Raw genomic sequence first — 19,630 nt, 5'->3', positions numbered from 1 at the left:
GCCATGACATTGCGAGCAGCGCCCGAGGGCACCGAACCCGAGCTGGGCGCCGCCGGAGCCGAACCACCGCCGCGCGGTGGCGGTGTCGGCGCCGGGCCGCGGGGCGCGCCGCCACCGGGACCCGCGCCGCCCGGACGCGGACCGGCGCCGCCGCTACCGAAGTAGCCGGCCGAACCGGGCGCCGCGGCGGGCCGGGAGGCGACCGCCTTGGTACCGATCGCGCCGAGCGCCATGGCGCCGACCGCGGTACCACCGGCCACCATCAGACCGGAACCACCGGTGCCGACCGTGGCGACCGCGGGTGCGACCAGGCGCATCAGCGCGGGCAGCACGAACGCCACGCTGCACAGCAGCACCAGCGCGACCAGCATCCGCTGTGCCTGTTCACCTTCCGGCAGCCCGGCAGAGGTCGTCGTCTCGTCGACGTGTCCCGCGGTGGTGAACGCGATCATGTACACGATCGCGGCGACCGGTTTGAACAGCATGAACGCGATGATCCAGCCGACCAGCTTCTGATACGACTGCTTACCGGTCCCGGTCGCCGACGCGGCCGCGGCCAGTGGCAGCACGCCCGCGGCGACCACCAGCAGACCCTGCCGGACGATGGCGAGCACGATCTGCGCGAGCGCGCCGAGCAGACCGACGATCGCGATGATCAGCACCAGACCGGGCGAGAACGCCTGCAGCTTGGATGTTTTCACCATCAGCTCGGCCATGTTCTTGGCATTGCCGCCGGTCGCGTCCTCGATGATCCACTCGGAGAACCGGTCCGAGGCCCTGGTGCCCGCGACGATCACCGCGCCGAGCATCCACGAACTGAACACGACCCGGGCGAAAAGCCGGAACGATTCGGCGGCCTCGCTGACGGCCGCCCCGCGTCTGGCCTCGGCCAATCTGCCGCCGGTGATGATCACCGACGCGATCAGCAACAACATCTGGATCTGATAGGTGTAGTCGTTGATCTTGGTGAACAGGGCGCCCGAGTCGCTCACCGCCTCGTTGGGCACCTTCATCCAGAACGTCAGCGCCAGGATCAGCGCCTCGCCGAGACCCTTCATCAGCGAGTCGACCACCTTGCCGAAGGTGGAGTCCCACGCCTTGTCCTTGACCGCGGTCGCCGCGTCGCCGGGATGGGTGGCGGCATTGCCCGCCTTGCACACCGCCGAGGCCGCGTCCCCGAGGGATACACCGGGAATGGCGACACTGTCGAGGGTGTCGTGCAGCTCGTTGCACGCCTGGTCGAAGCCGTAGGTCTGGCCGTAGGCCACCGTCGGCGTCGCGATCATCACGGTGAAGATCACCGCGAATATTGTGACGATCCGCCTCAGCATTGTTGGCACCCCTCGATGGTCCGCAGGGAATCGATCCGGGCTGTGCTGCTGTACACCGATGCTCACCATTTCGTCCACCCCGCCAGCGATTCCACATATTCGGTCTGGGTGTTGGTCGTGGTCGACGGCTTGAGCCGCCAGTCGCCCTCGTCCCACACCACGATCATCCGCATGGCGGCGTACAACTGCTTGCCGTCGATGACCGGACCGCGCGAGGCGAGTCGCACGATGGCCATGTCGTCGGCGTAATCGTCGATCTTGAACGCGTCCGATGCCACGAAGTAGCGGGTCACCTTCTCCGGCTGCTGTTTCGGCAGCCGGTCGCTCGACAGCGCCGAGTCGTAGGCGGCCAGCTGCGCCGAACTGACCCGCACCTGCGTGACGTACAGGTCGCGATCGGCGGGCCTGGCGTTGAGCCGGTAGGTGATCTGCGCGGCGGCGAGCGCGGCGCCCTGCGGGGTCCGCGCGTAGCCGACGGCCAGACCGTCGGAGATCCTGGTCGGCCCGTCGGAGGTGGAGAACGGCACCGAGGCGCCGTACACCCGCTGCCAGCCATGCGGTTTCGTCGTGCCCTCCGGCGCCCCGGTCAGCCAGTCCGAATCGACGGGCGTGCGCTGGGTTCCCGGTACCTGCGCCAGCGGCTGACCCGCCGGGTTGTTCGGCACGTCCACGCGCCTGCCGAGCAGATCGATCTCGGGATCGGCGAAACCCGTTCCGCCCGCGGCCTGCGCCGGCGGCGGCGCGCTGTCGGTCTCGGCGTCGCTGCTGGTGAAGTACACGACCGCGCCGACGACCAGGATCAGGGCGAGCAGGGCACCCGAGGCGATCATGCCGAAAGAAGCGCGGTCGCGCGCGCCCGGCTCCTTCTCGCTCACGTCGGTGCCTCCAATGTCACAATGTCGGTGGGTAATTCGTCGATCGCGTCGACGGGCCGGTCGGTGGACTGCGGATCGGGTAACTGCAGTCGCCAGTCTCCGCCGTACCAGCTGACCGTGGTGTGGTTCACCGCCCTGGATCTGTCCGAATATTCGGTATAGACATCGACCCGGGACTGTTCGTCACGGTATTCGGTGATTTTGTAACCCAACAATCTCGGCGCGTACTCCGGCGCGGCGGGCCCGGTGATCGACAGCTGCACGCGATTGATCGCCCACTCGTCGCGGGCCGGACCCGGCACGAGTTCCTGATTCACCACGGTGGCCCACTGGTTGTCGGGCGCCACCGACAGCCGGATGGTGTGGGTCAGCGCCGCCAGCCCTGCCCCGCGCGGGGAATGCTCGAAACCCGTTGCGGCGCCCTGGGCCACCGTCGCCGGGCCCTGGTCGGACTGGGGCAGGGCGATGCCCTGGTAGTCCTGCCAGCGCACCCCGGTCGGTGCGGCGGACAGGTCGGGGCCCGCGTCGTCGCCACCGCCGCAGCCGACCGCCGCGGCCAGCAGGGCGATGCCGACCGCGACCGGCCGTGTCACTGTGGAATTCATCTTTCCGTCCGAACCCTCACGCCGGCAGGAACGCCAGCGCGATCGCGGAGGCGGTACTGGCGACCGCCGCGCCGAGCAGGCTCATCAGGACGCCGTGTGAGGCGTCGTTGACGGCCAGGTCGGAGCGGAACGCGATCCACAGCCGACCCGCCGACAGGATCATCCAGGCAAGGCACGACAGCAGGACGAACCAGAGCAGCCAGTTCAGCAGCTGCATCATCGGCGCCAGCACGTCGGCCGGGATCTGCTTATAGGCGAGCACGGTGATCACGTACCGATGACCGCGTTCATGATGGTGCCCGCGCTGGTCGCGACGACACCGCCGATCATGGCGCCCGCCACCATCTTCGGCGACTCGAGGCCACCGCCGGTCCAGCGCTCCCAAGCGAACTTGCCGCCCGCGTAGGTGATGCCGCAGATGCCCGACAGCAGCACGAACCAGGTGAGGTATCGCACCAGCTGCAGGATCTTCTCCGAGCCGGGAGGAGCTTCCGGTGTCGGATTACCCACCTGGGCCAGGACGGTGCCGTACGTGTCCTGCACGGCGAGGAGGATCATGCTCATCGGGTGCCTTTCTCCCACTGTAAAGGTGTTGTGCCACAAACACTTCGACGCCGACAACCGTTTGTACACCACCGGCGGCCCGACCGCCCGGCGTTCACGATCGACCCTCCCCCGGGCCAGGCCCGTCGATACTCGCGCGGATCGCGGCGACCAGATCGGTTCCGAGCTCACCGATCTCGGCGGGCACCTCGTCGAGCGGATCGACCCGGCGCTTGCGCGGCGCCACGTCGTCCCCCGGTGACCACACCGGCAGCGCCTCGGACTCGACCAGGGTCCATTCCTCGATCCACGGCACCTGCCAGACGTGCCCGGCGAGTGAGCCGACCACATCCCGGTACCGCCGGATCTCCGGTGGTACCCGTCCCGGGCGCGCGGCGACCGTGATCAGCCCGAGCACCAGCGACGGACCGGCGAGCCCGGCGTGGTGCTGGCGCAGCAGGTCGTGCGCGCGGGTGAGGCCGGAGATGGTCTCGCGCGCGACCAGGACGACATAGGGGGATTCCCGGTCGAACACACCGGGCCACCGGCCGCGGGCGTCGGCGGCGGGGGCGAGCACGTGGGCGAGCGTGGTTGCGCCGGAGCCACCGTGCACGCCGAGCAGCCACACCAGCGGCGCCCGGCCAACCCCGGGCACCGGACGATCCCAGATCGGCGCGCGCAGCGATTCGGGCGGCGCGACGACACCGATTCCGGCGGGCGCCGGTTCACGACGACGACGAAGATTCATAGCGGCCGTCATGATGCCACCCCGGCGAGCAACCGCCCATATGCCGCACGCGTCGCCTCGGCCAGTTCGCTGTGCCGAACCAGCTCACCGCGGGCCAGATGCGGGTCGTAGGGGATCTCGACGACCTCGCGCACCCAGCCGGACAGATGCTCGCGCAAATGCTCGGCTACCCGCGAGTCGTCGTGCGAATACTGGTGTGAGACAACGATGGTGGTGTCGGCGACGACACCGGCGCCGTCGTCACCGTAGTGGTCGTCGAGCCATTCCAGCGTGACCCGCAGGCGGTTGGCGGCGTCGACGCGGGCCGGAATCGCCAGTACCAGTGCGATATCGGCGTCGTCGAGCAGCGGGCGCAGTTGCCGACCGGCAATCGGGTTGCCACCGTCGTAGACCGCCGTGTACCCACCGTTGTCCAAAGCCCTGGCGACAGTGAGATATGTCGCGCGCCGCCGCAGCGGAGTCGCGTCGCGCCAGAGCAGTCCGAACCCGGAGGTCGACCGGGACAGGCAGTCCTCGAGCGGGGCCGGTTCGTCGTCGCCGCGGCCGTAGACCCACGACTGCAGATTCACCGGATGCAGGTGCTTGTCGGCGCCGCGCAGGGCCAGATCGCTGCCCGCCGCGGTGGCGTCCACCGCCACGGTGGCGCCCTCGGTGACCAGTTCGCCCGCCAGCCCGAGCGCCGTCGTCGTCGTGCCCGCGCCGCCACAGCCGCCGACCACCAGGATCGGCCTGCGCCCGCCCTCGGCGCGCTCACCGCTCTTGCGCCGCAACCGCACCACCGGAGCCGGATCACGCGCCACGTCACCCGACGGCTCCCCCTCGGGGGCTTCGTCGAGCCATCGGCTCCAGTCGTCTGTCATCGCCTCTGCTCCTTACCCTGCCGCGATGCCCGTGATGAGCGTGCGATCGCCGATCAGCGCGGTCCGCACCGACTGCTTGGTGTAGGTGGCCGGTGCGCCCGCGGGCCGGAACTCGGTGACCTCCACCGTGTACCGATCCGCGGCGACGGTGGTGATCCGCACGCAGTGGGTGGTCCCCACCGGGATGGAATCGATACCGCGCTGGATCACGGCGGCAGGCGAGACAGCGGCGCCGGGGGCGGCCAGCGCCCTGGCCTGCTCCCCCGATCGGTTCACGTAGTAGGCGTACTGGAAGGCGAGCACGGCGTCGGGGCCCGAGCCGGTGCCGCCCGCTTCGGCGCTGCGCACCACCGTCTCGGTGCGTTCGGTCGGGCAGGGACCTTGCGGGTCGGCGGCCATGTTGCCCGCCACGAAGTGCAGGGGCGCCGCGCGTTCGGCGGTGTCGCCGCCGCGGCCGAGCAGCAGGAAGAACACGCCGGTCGCGGCGAGGACGAAGACGAGTACCGCGACGGCGAGCACGATCCAGGTGCGGTTGCGGCGGGTTTTCGCGCGCAGCGCGCCGGAAGGCTGGAGTACCCGCGCCTCGTCGTAGTCGTCGGCCGCGGCGTCGGGCCAGGGGAACTGGACCAGTCGGGCGTCGTAGTCGTCATCGGGGCCCGGTGCGGGTTCGGCGACCCAGTCCGACCAGCCGCCGGTGAATTCGCTGCGCCGCGCGGCCAGTTCGGCCGGCGGCGCCGGCTCCGGTTCGGGCTCGGGTTCGATCGGGTACGGCTGGGCGCCGTAGGCCGAGTTGTCGTAGCCGTCGTCGGTGTCCCGGCGATCGGTGTCGAGGCCGGTCGTGCGGTCCGAGTCGTCCCCTGCCGTGGTGGACAGCTCGGGCCCGGTGGGCTCGGCTGCCTGGTCGGCGGACGGGGCGCGCTCGGGGCGCTGCGAATATCGGTCGAGGCCGTCGTCCTCGCCCGCCGCCTGGTCGGCGGTGTCCTGGCGCGCAGGGTCGGCTGCCTCGGTCTCTGGCTCGAGCGCCGAATACCAGCGCGACAGTTCGTTGTACGACTTCAACATTCCCCCCTTTCCGCGGCGCCGGGCACATCGATTCGCATTGCAGACCTCTCGGTGATCAGTTCACAGAGAACGGACGGGTGGTGGGAGCGATGGTTCCGGGTGACGCGGCAGGCGGAGTCGACGCGCCACCGGATGAGGCGCCATCGGCTCCTGTCCCGAACGGAAATTGTCCCCCACCGGAGGGTGTGGGCGTCGTAGACGCGCCGGTCGGGCTGGTGAAGATTCCGGCACTGCGCTGGTCCGACCCGCCGACCGGCACCGCACCCCGTCCGGAGGCGCCCGCGGCGTCTCGCGCGACCGCGGCGAGCCAGTCCGCGACGTACTGGGTCGGGGTCGCGCCCTGCGCGCCGACGCCCATGCGCGAGTACGCGTCGTGGCGTTGCGTGGTGTCCCAGTAGCGCACCCAGGTGGTCACGTCGAGCAGCTCGGAGTTGTCGGTGATGTTCTGCTGGACGGCCGTGTACGCCTCGCTGACCAGCCGGATCCCGGTGGTCGGCGGTACCAGCTGCGGCACGGCGCCGACCAGCTTGGTGCCGAGCAAGGTGAGCCCGACCAGCGGATTCGACAGTGTCGCGGTGGCCAATTCGGCGATGCTCGCCGGATTGAGCAGGGTCTTCACCACGGTGGTGACGGCGTTGAGCCCGATCATGCCGACCTTCAGCAGCGCCTGATAGGTGGCGTTCACATCGAGCTGGTTGCGCGGGTCGGAGGCGTCGGCGATGCGCTGGGAGATCGACTTCTTCGGCGAGAGCGAGACATCCGCGAGCGTGCTGCCGGAGATATCCTCGTTGACGACCGTCGAGGCCGTCTTGATGGACGTGTAGGCCAGCGCCTGCGCGATCGAGACCAGCGAGCCGATCGGGTCGCCACCGGACAGTTTCACCTGGCTGACGAGATTGGTCACCGCCCGCAGGAGCGGGGCGCCCTGCGGCGCATCGCAGGCGAGATCACCTGTCGCGCAGAAGCTCGCGACCCGGCCCGTGAGCTTGCCGAAGTCGGCGGGCTGAGTGCCGCTCGCTCCGAGCCCACCGCCTGGCGCGGGGGCCTGGCGCACCGCGGCGACAGCGTCGAGCGATTCACCCGAGGTACCGGGTGCCGCGCTCGGCGTCGTCCGGTCGGGCGCGCCGGGGAACACCGGCGCGTTCGTGCCACGGGTCGGGTCGGCGAACAACGCGACCGCGGCGACCTTGTCGGCGGGCACCTTGCCGGTGCCCGCGCCCACTTCCTGGGCGAACAGCGAGGCCACGTGGGCGCCTTGCGAATACCCGACCACCGCGATCCGCGAGTCGGGGCAGCGCTGCAAGACCTGGGCGGTCATCGACCGCAGCCGCTCGAGTCCACCGTCGACCGATTGTGTGTAGGGCACAGCCCCACCCGGTACCGCGCCACCGAATCCGGCCTCGTACGGCACATACGCGCGATCGACCAGCCCCGGCTCGGCAGCCTTGGCGAACATCGGCCGGAAGACCGTCGACAGCATGCCGGTGTCGGTACTGGTCGCGGCGTCCGGTGACGATTCGCCTGTGCCCTGAATCCCCAAGGCGTACAGTGCCGGACACGCCGAGATCGATACCTGGGTGGAGGGAGCGTCGGGCGCGCCCTCGTCCGCGGAGGCCACACCTGCCGATGCCGTCACCGAAGCGACGACGAACGAGATCATCGTCGCCGTGAGTCGTGTCGTGCACCGAGCCATATCGATCCGCATCACAGTCCGTTTCGGCTGACCAGTGGAGCGTTGAAACGCAGTAAACCGTAACAGATTCCGGGACTCCCAACCGCTGCCCAAAGTGGCCCTTTCACTGCCCCCGGCAAACACCGTTGTCTCAGCAATCGCCTGGCGATCCGGGCGGCTCGGAAAAAGACGAGGGCACCGTCGCGAACGACGGTGCCCTCGCGGGAATTCGGGGTCAGGCGGCGGAGGTCACCCGGTAGACGTCGTAGACGCCCTCGACATTGCGCACGACATTGAGCAGGTGGCCCAGATGCTTCGGGTCGCCCATCTCGAAGGTGAACTTGCTGATCGCGACCCGGTCGCCGTGGGTGGCCACCGACGCGGACAGGATGTTGACCTTCTCGTCGGCCAGCACCTTGGTGACATCCGACAGCAACCTGGTGCGGTCCAGTGCCTCGATCTGGATGGCGACCAGGAACACCGACGACGGCGACGGCGCCCACTCGACGTCGATGATCCGCTCGGCCTGCGACTGCAACGATCCGGCATTGGTGCAGTCGGTGCGGTGCACGCTCACCGCGCCACCGCGGGTGACGAAGCCCATGATCTCGTCGCCCGGCACCGGCGTGCAGCATTTGGCCAGCTTCGCCACGGTGCCGGAGGCGCCGGGAATGAGCACACCCGCGTCGCCGGTGACCCGCTGCCTGCTCGGGGTGGTCGACGGGGTCGACCGTTCGGCGAGCTCGTTCTCCACGTCACCGATGCCACCGAGCTGGGCCATGAGCCGCTGCACCACATGGTGCGCGGACACCTGGTGCTCGCCGACGGCGGTGTAGAGCGCGGAGATGTCGGAGTAGTGCAGTTCGTGCGCGACCGCGGTCATGGCGTCGACGCTCATCAACCGCTGCAGCGGCAGCCCGACCCGGCGGACCTCCTTGGAGATCTGCTCCTTGCCGCTTTCGAGCGCTTCCTCGCGGCGCTCCTTGGCAAACCACTGGCGAATTTTGGCCTTCGCGCGTGGCGAGACTACGAAGTTCTGCCAGTCGCGGCTCGGTCCGGCGTTCTGCGCCTTGGAGGTGAACACCTCGACGACTTCGCCGTTCTCGAGCTGCCGTTCCAGCGCGACGAGCCTGCCGTTGACCCTGGCGCCGATGCACTTGTGCCCGACCTCGGTGTGCACGGCGTAGGCGAAGTCGACCGGGGTCGACTTCTGCGGCAGCGTGATCACATCGCCCTTGGGCGTGAACACGAAGATCTCCGGCGATTTGAGGTCGAAGCGCAGCGACTCGAGGAACTCGGCCGGGTCGGCGGCTTCCCGCTGCCAGTCGAGCAGCTGGCGCATCCAGGCCATGTCGTCGACCTCGGCGGCGTCACCGGAGTGCTTGCCCTTGGTCTCCTTGTAGCGCCAGTGCGCGGCGATGCCGAACTCGGCGGTGCGGTGCATGTCCTGGGTGCGGATCTGCACTTCCAGCGGCTTGCCGTCCGGGCCGACGACGGTGGTGTGCAGCGACTGGTAGACGCCGTAACGCGGTTGCGCGATGTAGTCCTTGAACCGGCCCGCCATCGGCTGCCACAGCGAGTGCACGACACCGACGGCGGCGTAGCAGTCGCGGACCTCGTCGCACAGGATGCGCATGCCGACCAGGTCGTGGATGTCGTCGAAGTCCTTACCCTTGACGATCATCTTCTGGTAGATCGACCAGTAGTGCTTGGGCCTGCCTTCGACGATCGCGTTGATCCGCGAGGCGGCGAGGGTGTTGACGATCTCGGCGCGCACCTTGGCCAGGTAGGTGTCGCGCGAGGGCGCGCGGTCGGCGACCAGGCGCACGATCTCGTCGTACTTCTTGGGGTGCAGGATCGCGAAGGCGAGGTCCTCGAGCTCCCATTTGACCGTGGCCATACCGAGGCGATGCGCCAGCGGCGCGATCACCTCGAGGGTCTCCTTGGCCTTCTTGGCCTGCTTCTCCGGCGGTAGGAAGCGCATGGTGCGCATGTTGTGCAGCCGGTCGGCGACCTTGATCACCAGCACGCGCGGGTCCCGCGCCATGGCGATGATCATCTTGCGGATGGTCTCGGCTTCGGCGGCCGCGCCGAGGTTGACCTTGTCGAGCTTGGTGACGCCGTCGACGAGGTGGGCGACTTCCTGCCCGAACTCCTCTTTGAGCTGCTCGAGCGAGTAGCCGGTGTCCTCCACGGTGTCGTGCAGCAGGGCGGCGACCAGCGTGGTGGTGTCCATGCCGAGCTCGGCGAGGATGTTGGCGACCGCCAGCGGGTGGGTGATGTACGGGTCGCCCGACTTACGGAACTGTTTGGCGTGCCGTTCGTCGGCGACGTCGAAGGCGCGCTGCAGCAGCGCCAGATTGGCCTTCGGGTACAGCTCCCGGTGGACGGTGGCCAGCGGTTCCAGGACCGGCTTCACCGCCGCGATGCCGCGCTGACCGGTCATCCGGCGCGCGAGCCTGGCCCGCACGCGCCGCGATGCCGAGCTGGGCACGGAGGCGGTCGGGGACTGTTTGGCGGGTTCGGGGGTCGCCGGGGCACCGTCGGTCCGCGGGGCGCCGGTGGACTCCTGCCCAACCTTCGCCTCGCCGAGTTGTCGAGTCATGCCACCGCCTCTCACGCTGCATTCGGACCCTTCGGCCGAGTGCTGCAACCGCCCGGACCACCAACTTTAGTCCCCACACCGACCAGGCGTTCCATTCCCGGCGGTCACGGGCGTGCGACGGTCCCGACTCGGCCCGAAATCGGCCTCCGACCTGCGGTTCGATCAGCGTTCGTCGATCGCTGCCCGCCGCGTGCGCAGGCTGTGACCGTCGAGGCGGCCGGGCGGGACGCCGAGCAGGTCGAGCACGGTCGGGGTGATGTCGATCAGCGTGTACGCGCTGGTCGTGGTGCCGGAGGTGAAGTCAGCGCCGCGGGCGATGACGAAATTGGCGGTCTCGGCGGGTGTCTGGCCGCCGTGCCCACCCGTCGGCAGGTGGCCGTGATCGGTGGTGACCAGCACGGTCCACTGTTCGCGTGGATGCTCGGCGGCGCGCCGGTCGACGGCGGCGACGATCTGCCCGACCAGCACGTCGACGCGGCGGATAGCGGCGAGATAGGCACGCGATGCGCCACCGTGCTGATGACCGGCCAGGTCGACCTGGTCGAGGTGGGTGAACACCAGATCGGGCCCGCTCCGCTCGATCGCGGCGACCACCTCGGTCGCGGTGGTCGCGTCGGTGAGCGCCTCGTCGCTGTCGCGCGGGTCGGGCGAGGTGGTCAGGGCGACGTCGGCCCGCCGGTCACCACTGGCGGCGATGGTCGCGATCTGGTGCCAGGTGCCGATCGACACGGTGTGCCGCGTGGGGTCGGCGCGTTCGATCCGGGTGAAGACGCTGGGGTAGGCCAGGAACGGGCTCGCGTCGAACTCGTTGCCGGTGATGCCATGCGCGGTGTCCCACACCCCGGTCAGCACACTCGCCCACGACGGCCCGGAGACGGTGATGTGCCCGGCGATGCTGCCGCGCGAGAGCAGCCCCTGCGCGGCGAGGTGCCGCAGTCGCGGGGCTTGGGCACGGTCGGCCTTGTCGCAGAGCAATCCGTCGATCCCGATGACGACGACCTTCGCCTCCGGTCCACCCCGGCGTGGCATGCCGAACGCGGCCGCCGGATCGATCGCGACACCCGGATCGTCGAAGGTGGTGTCGGAGCCCGCGGCCGACCACAGCAGCGGAAGAGTCACCAGGGCGGTGACCAGTGCCACGAGGACCTTCGCGGGGGCCGACAGCTCGCGCATGTCCTCACGATGCGGGAGCGCGGACGGCCCAGCGAGGCCGCCACGACGGTGTTCATCGACGTTTCACCGGCGCCGCGCACACCGGTTGCCCCGTTGAACGACAAGCCAACGGCGGCAGGTCAAGTCGTGGCGCGGAGCTCCTCGGCGAGGATCGCGACGGTGTCGCGGATCTGCTCTTCGGTGTGGCAGGCGGTGACGAAGAAGCGCAGCCGCGCCAGGTCTTCCGGCACCGCGGGGTAGATGATCGGATTGACGTTGATGCCGCGGCGCAGCAGCGTGTTCGACAGTCGCATCGTCTTGAGCGAATCACCCACGATGCACGGGATGATCGGGGTGTCGTGGCTGTCGCCGGTGTCGATCCCGGCGGCGCGGGCCAGTTCGAGGAACAGTCGCGCGTTGTGCCGCAGACGCCCCAGCGCTGTGCCGTCGGCCCGCAGCTGCCGGATCGCTTCCGCCGAGGCGGCGGCGTTCATCGGCGTCATGCCCACGCTGTAGACGAACCCGGGCGTCGTGTACTTCAGGAAGCGGATCAGCTCCGCGCTGCCCGCCACATATCCCCCGCATCCGGCCAGTGCCTTCGACATGGTGCCCGACCACAATTCGACGTCGCCGCGGTCGACGCCGAAGTACTCGCCGATGCCGCCGCCGTGCGCGCCGAGCACGCCGACGCTGTGCGCCTCGTCGATCATCAGCAGCGCCTGGTGCTTCTTCTTGATCTCGATGATCGCGGGCAGGTCGGGAATGTCGCCGTCCTGGCTGTAGACGCCCTCGATAAGGATCAGGACCCGGCGGTAGCGGTGCCGCAGCTCGCCGAGCAGCCGGTCGAGGGCGGCATGGTCGTTGTGCGGGAACGGCCTTCGCGTCGCGCCCGACAGCACGCAACCCTGCAGGATGCTGTCGTGGGCGAGGCTGTCGTGGATCACCAGGTCGTCGGGACCGACGAGGTGCCCGATGATGGTGACATTCGTGGAGTGGCCGCCCACCAGCGCGATCGCGTCCTCGGTGCCCAGCAGCGCGGCGAGTTCGGCTTCCAGTTCCCGGTGCACCGGCTTCTCGCCGGACAGCACCCGGCTGGCCGAGCAGGAGCTGCCGTAGCGGGCGACCGAGTCCTGCACGGCCGCGACGACCGCCGGGTGCCCGGACAGCCCCAGGTAGTTGTAGCTGGAGAAGTTCACCACCGGAGCACCGTCGATCAGCGAGGTGTCGCGGGTGACGCCGTCGTTGACGAGGAAGTACGGGTTGTCCAGGCCCAGTGCCGCGGCGCCGGAGAGCCGGTCCTCGATCGCCTTCACCTCGGGGAAGTCGGCGATCCGGTACTCCGGGGTGACGGCCACCGAAGGCGTTTCCGGAACGACCGGCGCCGGAGCGGGAACGGTCGGGGCCGGAGTGGGTGTCCCGGCGACCTGACCGGTGACGTAGCCGACGACGTCGCCGAGAGTGGTCGCGGCGCTCGGCCAGGAGGGGTCGACCTGCAGTCCCGGCAGCTTGCGCATCAGGCCACCGAACAGGTCCGACAGCATCATCGAGTCGAATCCGAGCTCGCCGGTGAGGGTTTCGGTATCGCGGAGCCGATCGACGGAGTACCCGCTGACCCGGCCGCACTCCGCGCGCACGATGCCGGCGATCGTGCCCGGATCGACTGTGGGACCCGCCTGCGGCGAGGCGAGGGTCGCGGTACCCGTCGCGAGGGGGGCGGTGGCGCCAGGTGCGCGGGTCGCCGTCGCGCCCGGCGCCATGCTCGCCAGCAGCGCGTTCTGTTCACGGAAGAGCGCGATCATCTGGTCCATGGTGGTGTCCTGGTCCATGGTGGTGGCCTCCGCCGGGGTGGCAGGTGGGGTGAGGGTGGTCGGTTCGAGCCAGAAGCGGTGCTCGGTCGAGAAGTCGTAGACCGGCAGCCGACGGCGGACGCGCTGTTCGGCGTCGTACAGGTGATCCCAGTCGGGATCGAGACCGTCGCGGTGCAGCGCGGCAACGGTTTCCGCGAGTTCACGGCCACTCGCGCCGGGCCCAGGGCTCGGCGTCAGGCACCGCGGCAGCAGATCGGGTCGCAGCCGCCCGACGAGCGGGGTCAGCATGCGGCGCGGGCCGATCTCGACGACGTGGGTGGGGTCGGCCTCGACCGCCGCCGCCAGCGCGTCGCCGAAAAGCACGGTGGCACGGACATGTTCGACCCAGTACTCGGCGTCCATCATCTCGGCCGGGTCGAGCAGCCGCCCGCGCACGGTCGAGTAGATCGGCAGAGCCGGTGCCCGGTAGGCGCATTCCCGGGCGACGTCCGCGAACTTCTCCAGCATCGGCGCCATCAGCGGACTGTGGAACGCGTGCGACACGGTGAGCGGCTTGGCGGCCACCTGCTGCTCGGCCAGGACCGTCCGGATCCGGTCGAGCGCCGTCGCGGCACCGGAAAGCACGAGATCGGTGGGCCCGTTCACGGCCGCCAAGGCCACTTCTGGCTCGCCGTCGAGCAGGTCGGCGAGCTGTTCGCACGTCGCTCGGACCGCGAGCATCCCACCCCCGTCTGGCAATTGCTGCATCAGCCGACCACGGGCGACGACCAGGCGGCACGCGTCTTCGAGGTCGACGACTCCGGCCACGGCCGCCGCCGTGAATTCCCCGATGCTGTGCCCGATCACCCAGGCGGGGCGCACGCCCGCGTCGGCAAGTGACTGTGCCAGCGCGTATTCCATGGCGAAGATCGCCGGCTGCGCGAGTTCGGTGCGATCGATGACGGCGTTGTCGTCGAGCAGCAGCTCGCGGATCGAGGAGCCGAGATGCGCCGTCATCGCCGCGTCGACGGTCCGCAGCGCCCGGTGGAACGACCCGCTCACGGCATCGAGCGGCCGCGCCATTCCGGCGAACTGCGACCCCTGGCCGGTGAACATCCAGCCTGCCCGAACCGGCCCCGCCACACCGGATTCCGCACCGGAACGCAGGCGCGTGATCGCTTCCGCCGGATCGGCGGCGACCACAGCGAGCCGATGCCGACCCGACGACTTCACCCGGTTGCTCGTCCAGCAGACCTGCGCGAACCGATCCTCGGGAACCGAGTTCAGCAGCTGCGCCATGCGCAGTGCGTTGCGCTCCAGTCCTTTCGCATTGTCGGCCGACACGGTGAGTACTCCTCCGCCACCCGCCGCCGCGTCCTCCGCCATCGGCGCACCGCCGAGCACGAGGTGCGCGTTCGTGCCGCCGATGCCGAAGCTGCTGACCCCGGCCAGCGACGGTCCGTCGAGCGGCATCGGTTCGGCGAGCAGGCGCAGCCCGTTGCGTTCCAGCTGCAACCGCGGATTCTCCTGGTCGGCGAACCTGGTCGGCGCCGCTATGCCATGGTGCAGACTCAGCGCGACCTTGATGATCCCGGCGACACCCGCCGCGCCCTCGGTGTGGCCCAGATTGCCTTTGATGGAACCGATTCCGCAGGCCTTCGCACGATCGCGCCCGTGCAGCCCGCCCAGCGCCTTGACCTCGATCATGTCCCCGAGCACCGTCCCGGTGCCGTGCGCCTCGAGGAAATCGACCGCCCCTGCCTCGACTCCGGCCCTGCGGTACGCCTCGCCGATCACCTGTTGCTGCGCCCACCGGTTCGGCGCGGTGATGCCGTTGCTGCGCCCGTCGGAGTTCACCGCACTGCCCTTGATCACCGCGTAGATCGGCAGCCCCGCCGCCTGCGCGTCGGCCAGGCGGCGCAGCACCAGCACCGCAACGCCTTCACCCCGGACGATCCCATCCGCGTTGCCGCTGAACGGTTTACAGCGCGCATCGGGCGCCGAGAGCCCCGCCTGGGTGTAGAATACGCCGACCGCCGGAGTGAGCACCAGATTCACGCCGCCGGCCACGGCCTGGTCGCATTCGCCGGAAGCCAGTGCGGCACAGGCGAGATAGACCGCTACCAGCGACGACGAGCAGGCGGTGTCGACCGCCATGCTCGGGCCCTTCAGGTCGAGCTGATAGGACAGCCGGTTGGCGGTCATGAAGTAGCCGTTGCCCGATCCGTGCTGCGGGGTGATCGCGGCGTAATCCGACATCTGCAGGTTGGCCCATTCATTGGCCATCACCCCGATGTACACCCCGGTGCGCGAACCGGATTGGGCCCTGGGGTCGAGGGTCGCGTCCTCGAACGCGCGCCAGGTCGCTTGCAGCAGCAGCCGCTGTTGCGGGTCCATCGCCTCGGCCTCGTGCGGGGTGATCCCGAAGAACTCGTGGTCGAACGCGTCGGCGTCGTCGATGAACCCGCCGCTGTGGGTGTTGATGGTGCCGGGCCCGCCCGCCGGGTCGTGGAAGTCCTCGGCGTGCCAGCGATTCGCGGGCACCGCCGAGATCGCGTCGCGGCCGTCGATCAGCAGCTGCCACAGCGCGGCGGGATCGGCAGCCCTGGGGAAGCGGCAGTCGAGACCGACGATGGCGATGTCGCCCTCCGTGACGCGGGCCGCCTCCTCCGGGCGCTGACCGCTCATGCCGCGAGGACGAACTCGTCGGCGAGATAAGTGGCGATGGCGGCGACGGTGGGATAGTCGAAGACCAGCGTCGGGTCGATCTCGAGGGACCAGCGGTCCTCGATCTCCCCGCACAGCGACACCGCCGAGACCGAGTCCATCCCGAGTTCGGCCAGCGGAGTCGCCGGATCCACCTGGTGGGGGGAACGGCCGAGGTAGTCGGCGACCCGCTCGACGAGCCAGTCCTGGACGGTGTTCGAGGTGTGGGTGGTGCTGCTGAACATGGTCGGCTCCTGGCTGGGTACGGATCGATCAGACGGTCAGTGATCGGCTCAGCGCCGGTTCGAGATCCTCGTGCAGAACCCGTTCGAGGCTATGGGTGAGGAACGCCTCGCGCATCGAGCCACGCTGGACTTTGCCGCTGGTGGTGCGATGCACCGAGCGTGCGGATCGGGCGGCGACCAGCACGACATTCGGCGCGGGCACATCGAACCCGCGGGCCACCGCGATCTTGATCGCGGAGGTCAGCTCGGCGAGCGTGGTCTCACCGAGCAGGTCCGGTTTCACGCCCTGCATCACCACCATCCGTTCCCGGTCGAGCACGTCGACCGAGACCACCGCGCCCGCGTTGCCCGCCAGCGCCGGATGCAGGTTCTGCACGAGTTCCTCGACGTCGGTCGGGTGGACGTTGCGGCCGTTGACGATCAGCAGATCCTTGAGGCGGCCCGCGACGAACAGTTCGCCGTCGTGCAGCAGGCCGAGGTCGCCGGTCCGCAGGAACGGGCCTTCGGTGCCGAGATGAGCGTCGAAGACCTCGCGGGTTTCGGCAGGCCGGTTCCAGTACCCGGCGGCGACGCTGTCCCCGCGCACCCAGATCTCCCCGGTGGCGCCGTCCGGCAGTTCTTCGCGAGTCGCGGGGTCGACGATGCGGATCTCGAGGCCGTGGGGAGCGCGCCCGCAACCGACCAGCGGGGCATCGCCTGCCCGGTCGTAGCGCACCAGCGGCGCGCCCATCGTCGCGGCGCTGGCCAGCAGCGTCACCTCGGCCAGCCCGTAGGCGGGCAGGAACACCGTGGGGCGCAGCCCGGCGGGGGCGAATCTTTCCAGGACCGCGTCCAGGGTCCGGGCCCGTACCGGCTCGGCGCCGCTCAGCGCCACTTCGAGGGTGCTCAGGTCGAGCTCGGCGAGCTGCTTGTCGCTGACCCGGCGCAGGATCAGGTCGTAGGCGAAGTTCGGGGCGCCGGTGAACGTCGCGCGGTACCGGTCGATGGCTTGCAGCCAGCGCACCGGGTGTTTGATGAACGTCGTCGGCGCCATGAACACCAGGTTCGCGCCGGAGTACGCCGTGCCGAGCAGCATGCCGATCAGGCCCATGTCGTGGAATTGCGGGATCCAGCTGACGCCGGTCGAGTCCGCGGTCAGCCCCCCGGCGGAGATCGCCGCCAAGTTGTGCAGCAGATTGCGGTGCGTGACGACGACGCCCTTGGGCGTGCCCGTCGATCCCGAGGTGTACTGCAGGAAGGCGATCGTGCCCAGGTCGAGGTCGGGCAGCTGCCAGGCGTCGGCGTCGCCGAGCGGCTGATCGGTCGCGACGACGGTGGCGGTGGTGCTGGTGGCGACCAGCGGTGCGAAGTCGGTGGTGGTGAGCACGAGCTGTGCCCCGGAGTCGGCGATGATGCCGCCCACCCGCTGCGCGGCCCGGTCCTCGTGCGGCAGCGGCGCCGGGACGGCGATGACACCGGCGTACAGGCAGCCGAGGAAGGCACGCAGGAACTCCATCCCGTCGAGATAGAGCAACACCACCGGCTGCGCCGACTCGGGCCGTTCCGACAGCCACTGGGCAAACGCTCGGGCATCGCGGTCGAGTGCACGGTAGGTGACGACCTCCTCGACCAGCTCCCGCCCGGATTCCCGCAGGTAGATGTACGAACGGGTGTCCGCGTACCGGGAAAACTGCTGCCTGACGTGGTGCACGTAGCTGGAGTGCATATCGTGGTTTCCTTCGGAGGTCGGTGGGGTAGCTACTACTCTGCGCTCCTCGGCCGCACACCGGAAGAGACCTCAGGGGCCACCCGCCGAACCCTCAGGGTGTGCTGTCCCGACCCCTTTGGTGGAGGAAGAATGGCGTTGACAGCCGCGCCCCACTGTGGCTGCCTTGGCGGGTGGGGAACATCGCGCCGATCCGTCTCGCCGCCACCGCCGACCTGCACCTGCGACCCGCCGTCGCGGGCAAGTTCCGGCCCGGCTTTCTTCGACTCGATCACCATGCCGACCTGTTGCTCCTGGCCGGCGACCTCACCGAGGGCGGTACCCGAGCCAACACCGAACTGCTCTGCGCCGAACTCGCCGATCTCCCGGTTCCGGTGATCGCCGTCCTTGGCAATCACGACCACGACGAGCACCACGGCGAGTGGATCACGCGGCGGCTCACCGAAACCGGTGTCGTTGTCCTGGACGGTGATTCGACGATGCTCACGATTCGCGGGCACCGTATCGGGGTCGCCGGGGTGATGGGCGGTTCCGGTGGCTTCCCCGCGCACCCGGGTGATCCCGACTCGGGCTCGGCGGAGCACCGGGCCAGGATGCGCCGTGGTCCGATCGACGCCGAGCGACTCCGCCGGGCCCTCGACACCCTCGACTGCGATACCCGGATCGCCCTCACCCACTTCTCCCCCGTCGTCGGCACCCTCGCCGGCGAACCCACTTCCATCTATCCCGGACTGGGCTGTCACGCCATGGGTGCGGCGATCGACGCGGGTCGTGCCACCCTCGCGGTGCACGGTCACGCCCACGCGGGGAGCGAATACGGCCAGACCGCGGGAGGTGTTCCCGTGCGCAATGTTTCGTATCCGGTGCTGCGCCGGACCTACGCGCTCTACGACCTACCCGCCGATCGGGTCTAGCCCGCACACCGGCTCACAGCCGCCGAGAGCAGTCGGACACGGGGGGCGGTCGGGGTTTGCCCCGCTCCCGGCGGCCGGACGACCGGCAGCCGTCGGTTACGCCTCGCTGTCGCTGAACGCCCACACGACGGCGGGTCGACCGGTGGCCTTCACCCGCCGCCGTTCGCCGGTGCGGTCCAGACCCGGGATGGCGGCCAGCGTGCGGTTGAGGTTCGCCGGGTCGGGGCGGGTGCCGTGCAAGGACGTGCTGAGGTCGACCGCGCGGGTCGCGGGAAACTCTTCCCCGGTCAGTGCGCGGGTGAGGGCCTGGTCTTTCCACAGCATCCCGGCCAGCAGGCCGCGGCTGGTGTCGACGATGCGGTTGTGGTCGAACGCCAGCGGGGGAACCTCGTCGAAATCGACCCACTCGGCGGGCCCTTCGTGCTCGGCGACGACGGCCCACATGGCGATCGACAGCGTCGGCCCGCGCGGATCACGGTGCGGCTCATCGAAGGTGACCAGCTGACCGACCGCGCCGATCGCCGCCGTCGGCACGCCGAGTTTGGTGTGCACCGCACGCCGGGCAGCCTCGACCAGGCGTTCGCCCCGCCCCAGCAGCACGCCGGGCAGCGCGAGTTCACCGGTGAACGGTGCGAACTCGCGCGCGGCGATCCCGATGCGCACCCCGCTGTCGGCATCCCAGCACCGCAACGTCACGACATCGATCGACACAACGGATTGCTCCACGTCATCCCATCCTGCCGCAAGCGTGCCCCGGAGGCGAAGCCGCGGTGCCCACAGTCGGCGTCGCGAGCCCGCTGCCTGCGCAACCCACAGCCCG

The 19,630-nt window shown here is 69.7% G+C and carries 16 protein-coding genes; 1 reads left to right on the top strand and 15 read right to left on the bottom strand.

Features of this window, described 5'->3' with window-relative positions:
• From ACFWF2_RS25410 to ACFWF2_RS25345, 14 genes are all read right to left on the bottom strand, one after another.
• Positions 1–1,301: hypothetical protein (locus ACFWF2_RS25410; RefSeq protein WP_379309954.1), on the bottom strand; the 1,301-nt coding region annotated here is incomplete at its 3' end.
• 92 nt (positions 1,302–1,393) lie between these two features.
• Positions 1,394–2,206, bottom strand: a complete 813-nt coding sequence (locus ACFWF2_RS25405; RefSeq protein ID WP_379309953.1) for a hypothetical protein — start codon at positions 2,204–2,206, stop codon at positions 1,394–1,396.
• Positions 2,203–2,811, bottom strand: coding sequence for a hypothetical protein (locus tag ACFWF2_RS25400; protein ID WP_379309952.1), 609 nt, complete (start codon positions 2,809–2,811; stop codon positions 2,203–2,205). Before ACFWF2_RS25400 ends, ACFWF2_RS25405 begins: the two co-directional genes overlap by 4 nt.
• A gap of 16 nt (positions 2,812–2,827) precedes the next feature.
• Complete coding sequence (locus ACFWF2_RS25395; protein WP_378849371.1) at positions 2,828–3,082, bottom strand: hypothetical protein; 255 nt, start codon at positions 3,080–3,082, stop codon at positions 2,828–2,830.
• Positions 3,079–3,375, bottom strand: a complete 297-nt coding sequence (locus ACFWF2_RS25390) for a hypothetical protein (protein ID WP_022566424.1) — start codon at positions 3,373–3,375, stop codon at positions 3,079–3,081. The genes ACFWF2_RS25395 and ACFWF2_RS25390 overlap by 4 nt, the downstream gene beginning before the upstream one ends.
• A 94-nt stretch (positions 3,376–3,469) precedes the next feature.
• Positions 3,470–4,102 (bottom strand): hypothetical protein, encoded by a 633-nt coding sequence (locus tag ACFWF2_RS25385; protein ID WP_379309951.1) that lies wholly within the window; start codon positions 4,100–4,102, stop codon positions 3,470–3,472.
• A gap of 8 nt (positions 4,103–4,110) precedes the next feature.
• The gene (locus tag ACFWF2_RS25380) at positions 4,111–4,962 is read right to left on the bottom strand and encodes a MinD/ParA family protein (RefSeq protein ID WP_379309950.1); all 852 of its coding nucleotides are present in this window, start codon (positions 4,960–4,962) and stop codon (positions 4,111–4,113) included.
• A gap of 12 nt (positions 4,963–4,974) precedes the next feature.
• Positions 4,975–6,024 carry a hypothetical protein gene (locus tag ACFWF2_RS25375; protein ID WP_379309949.1) on the bottom strand — a complete coding sequence of 350 codons (1,050 nt, stop codon included), beginning with the start codon at positions 6,022–6,024 and terminating at the stop codon, positions 4,975–4,977.
• Positions 6,025–6,079: 55 nt separating this feature from the next.
• Entirely contained in the window at positions 6,080–7,684 is a 1,605-nt protein-coding gene (locus ACFWF2_RS25370) for a cutinase family protein (protein ID WP_379309948.1), read from the bottom strand.
• 247 nt (positions 7,685–7,931) lie between these two features.
• Positions 7,932–10,301: a bifunctional (p)ppGpp synthetase/guanosine-3',5'-bis(diphosphate) 3'-pyrophosphohydrolase gene (locus tag ACFWF2_RS25365; RefSeq protein WP_189023761.1), complete on the bottom strand. Its 2,370-nt coding sequence runs from the start codon at positions 10,299–10,301 to the stop codon at positions 7,932–7,934.
• Positions 10,302–10,463: 162 nt separating this feature from the next.
• Positions 10,464–11,474: an alkaline phosphatase family protein gene (locus ACFWF2_RS25360; RefSeq protein WP_379309947.1), complete on the bottom strand. Its 1,011-nt coding sequence runs from the start codon at positions 11,472–11,474 to the stop codon at positions 10,464–10,466.
• A gap of 119 nt (positions 11,475–11,593) precedes the next feature.
• Positions 11,594–15,928, bottom strand: a complete 4,335-nt coding sequence (locus ACFWF2_RS25355; protein ID WP_379309946.1) for a type I polyketide synthase — start codon at positions 15,926–15,928, stop codon at positions 11,594–11,596.
• The gene (locus ACFWF2_RS25350) at positions 15,925–16,191 is read right to left on the bottom strand and encodes an acyl carrier protein (RefSeq protein WP_379309945.1); all 267 of its coding nucleotides are present in this window, start codon (positions 16,189–16,191) and stop codon (positions 15,925–15,927) included. Before ACFWF2_RS25350 ends, ACFWF2_RS25355 begins: the two co-directional genes overlap by 4 nt.
• Positions 16,192–16,219: 28 nt before the next feature.
• A complete protein-coding gene (locus ACFWF2_RS25345; protein WP_379309944.1) occupies positions 16,220–17,896 on the bottom strand; it encodes a fatty acyl-AMP ligase in 1,677 nt (558 codons plus the stop codon).
• Between the two features lie 173 nt (positions 17,897–18,069).
• Here ACFWF2_RS25345 and ACFWF2_RS25340 point away from each other — a divergent pair, with 173 nt between their 5' ends.
• On the top strand, positions 18,070–18,810 hold the full coding sequence (locus ACFWF2_RS25340) for a metallophosphoesterase (protein WP_379309943.1): 741 nt from the start codon (positions 18,070–18,072) through the stop codon (positions 18,808–18,810).
• Positions 18,811–18,906: 96 nt separating this feature from the next.
• Here ACFWF2_RS25340 and ACFWF2_RS25335 read toward each other — a convergent pair whose 3' ends face one another.
• Positions 18,907–19,536, bottom strand: a complete 630-nt coding sequence (locus tag ACFWF2_RS25335; RefSeq protein ID WP_379309942.1) for an NUDIX domain-containing protein — start codon at positions 19,534–19,536, stop codon at positions 18,907–18,909.
• Positions 19,537–19,630: the final 94 nt, after the last annotated feature.

Source organism: Nocardia sp. NPDC060259, assembly GCF_042728775.1.
In the GTDB taxonomy this organism is placed as follows: Bacteria; Actinomycetota; Actinomycetes; order Mycobacteriales; family Mycobacteriaceae; genus Nocardia.
This window is presented reverse-complemented; position numbering and strand designations above follow the sequence as displayed.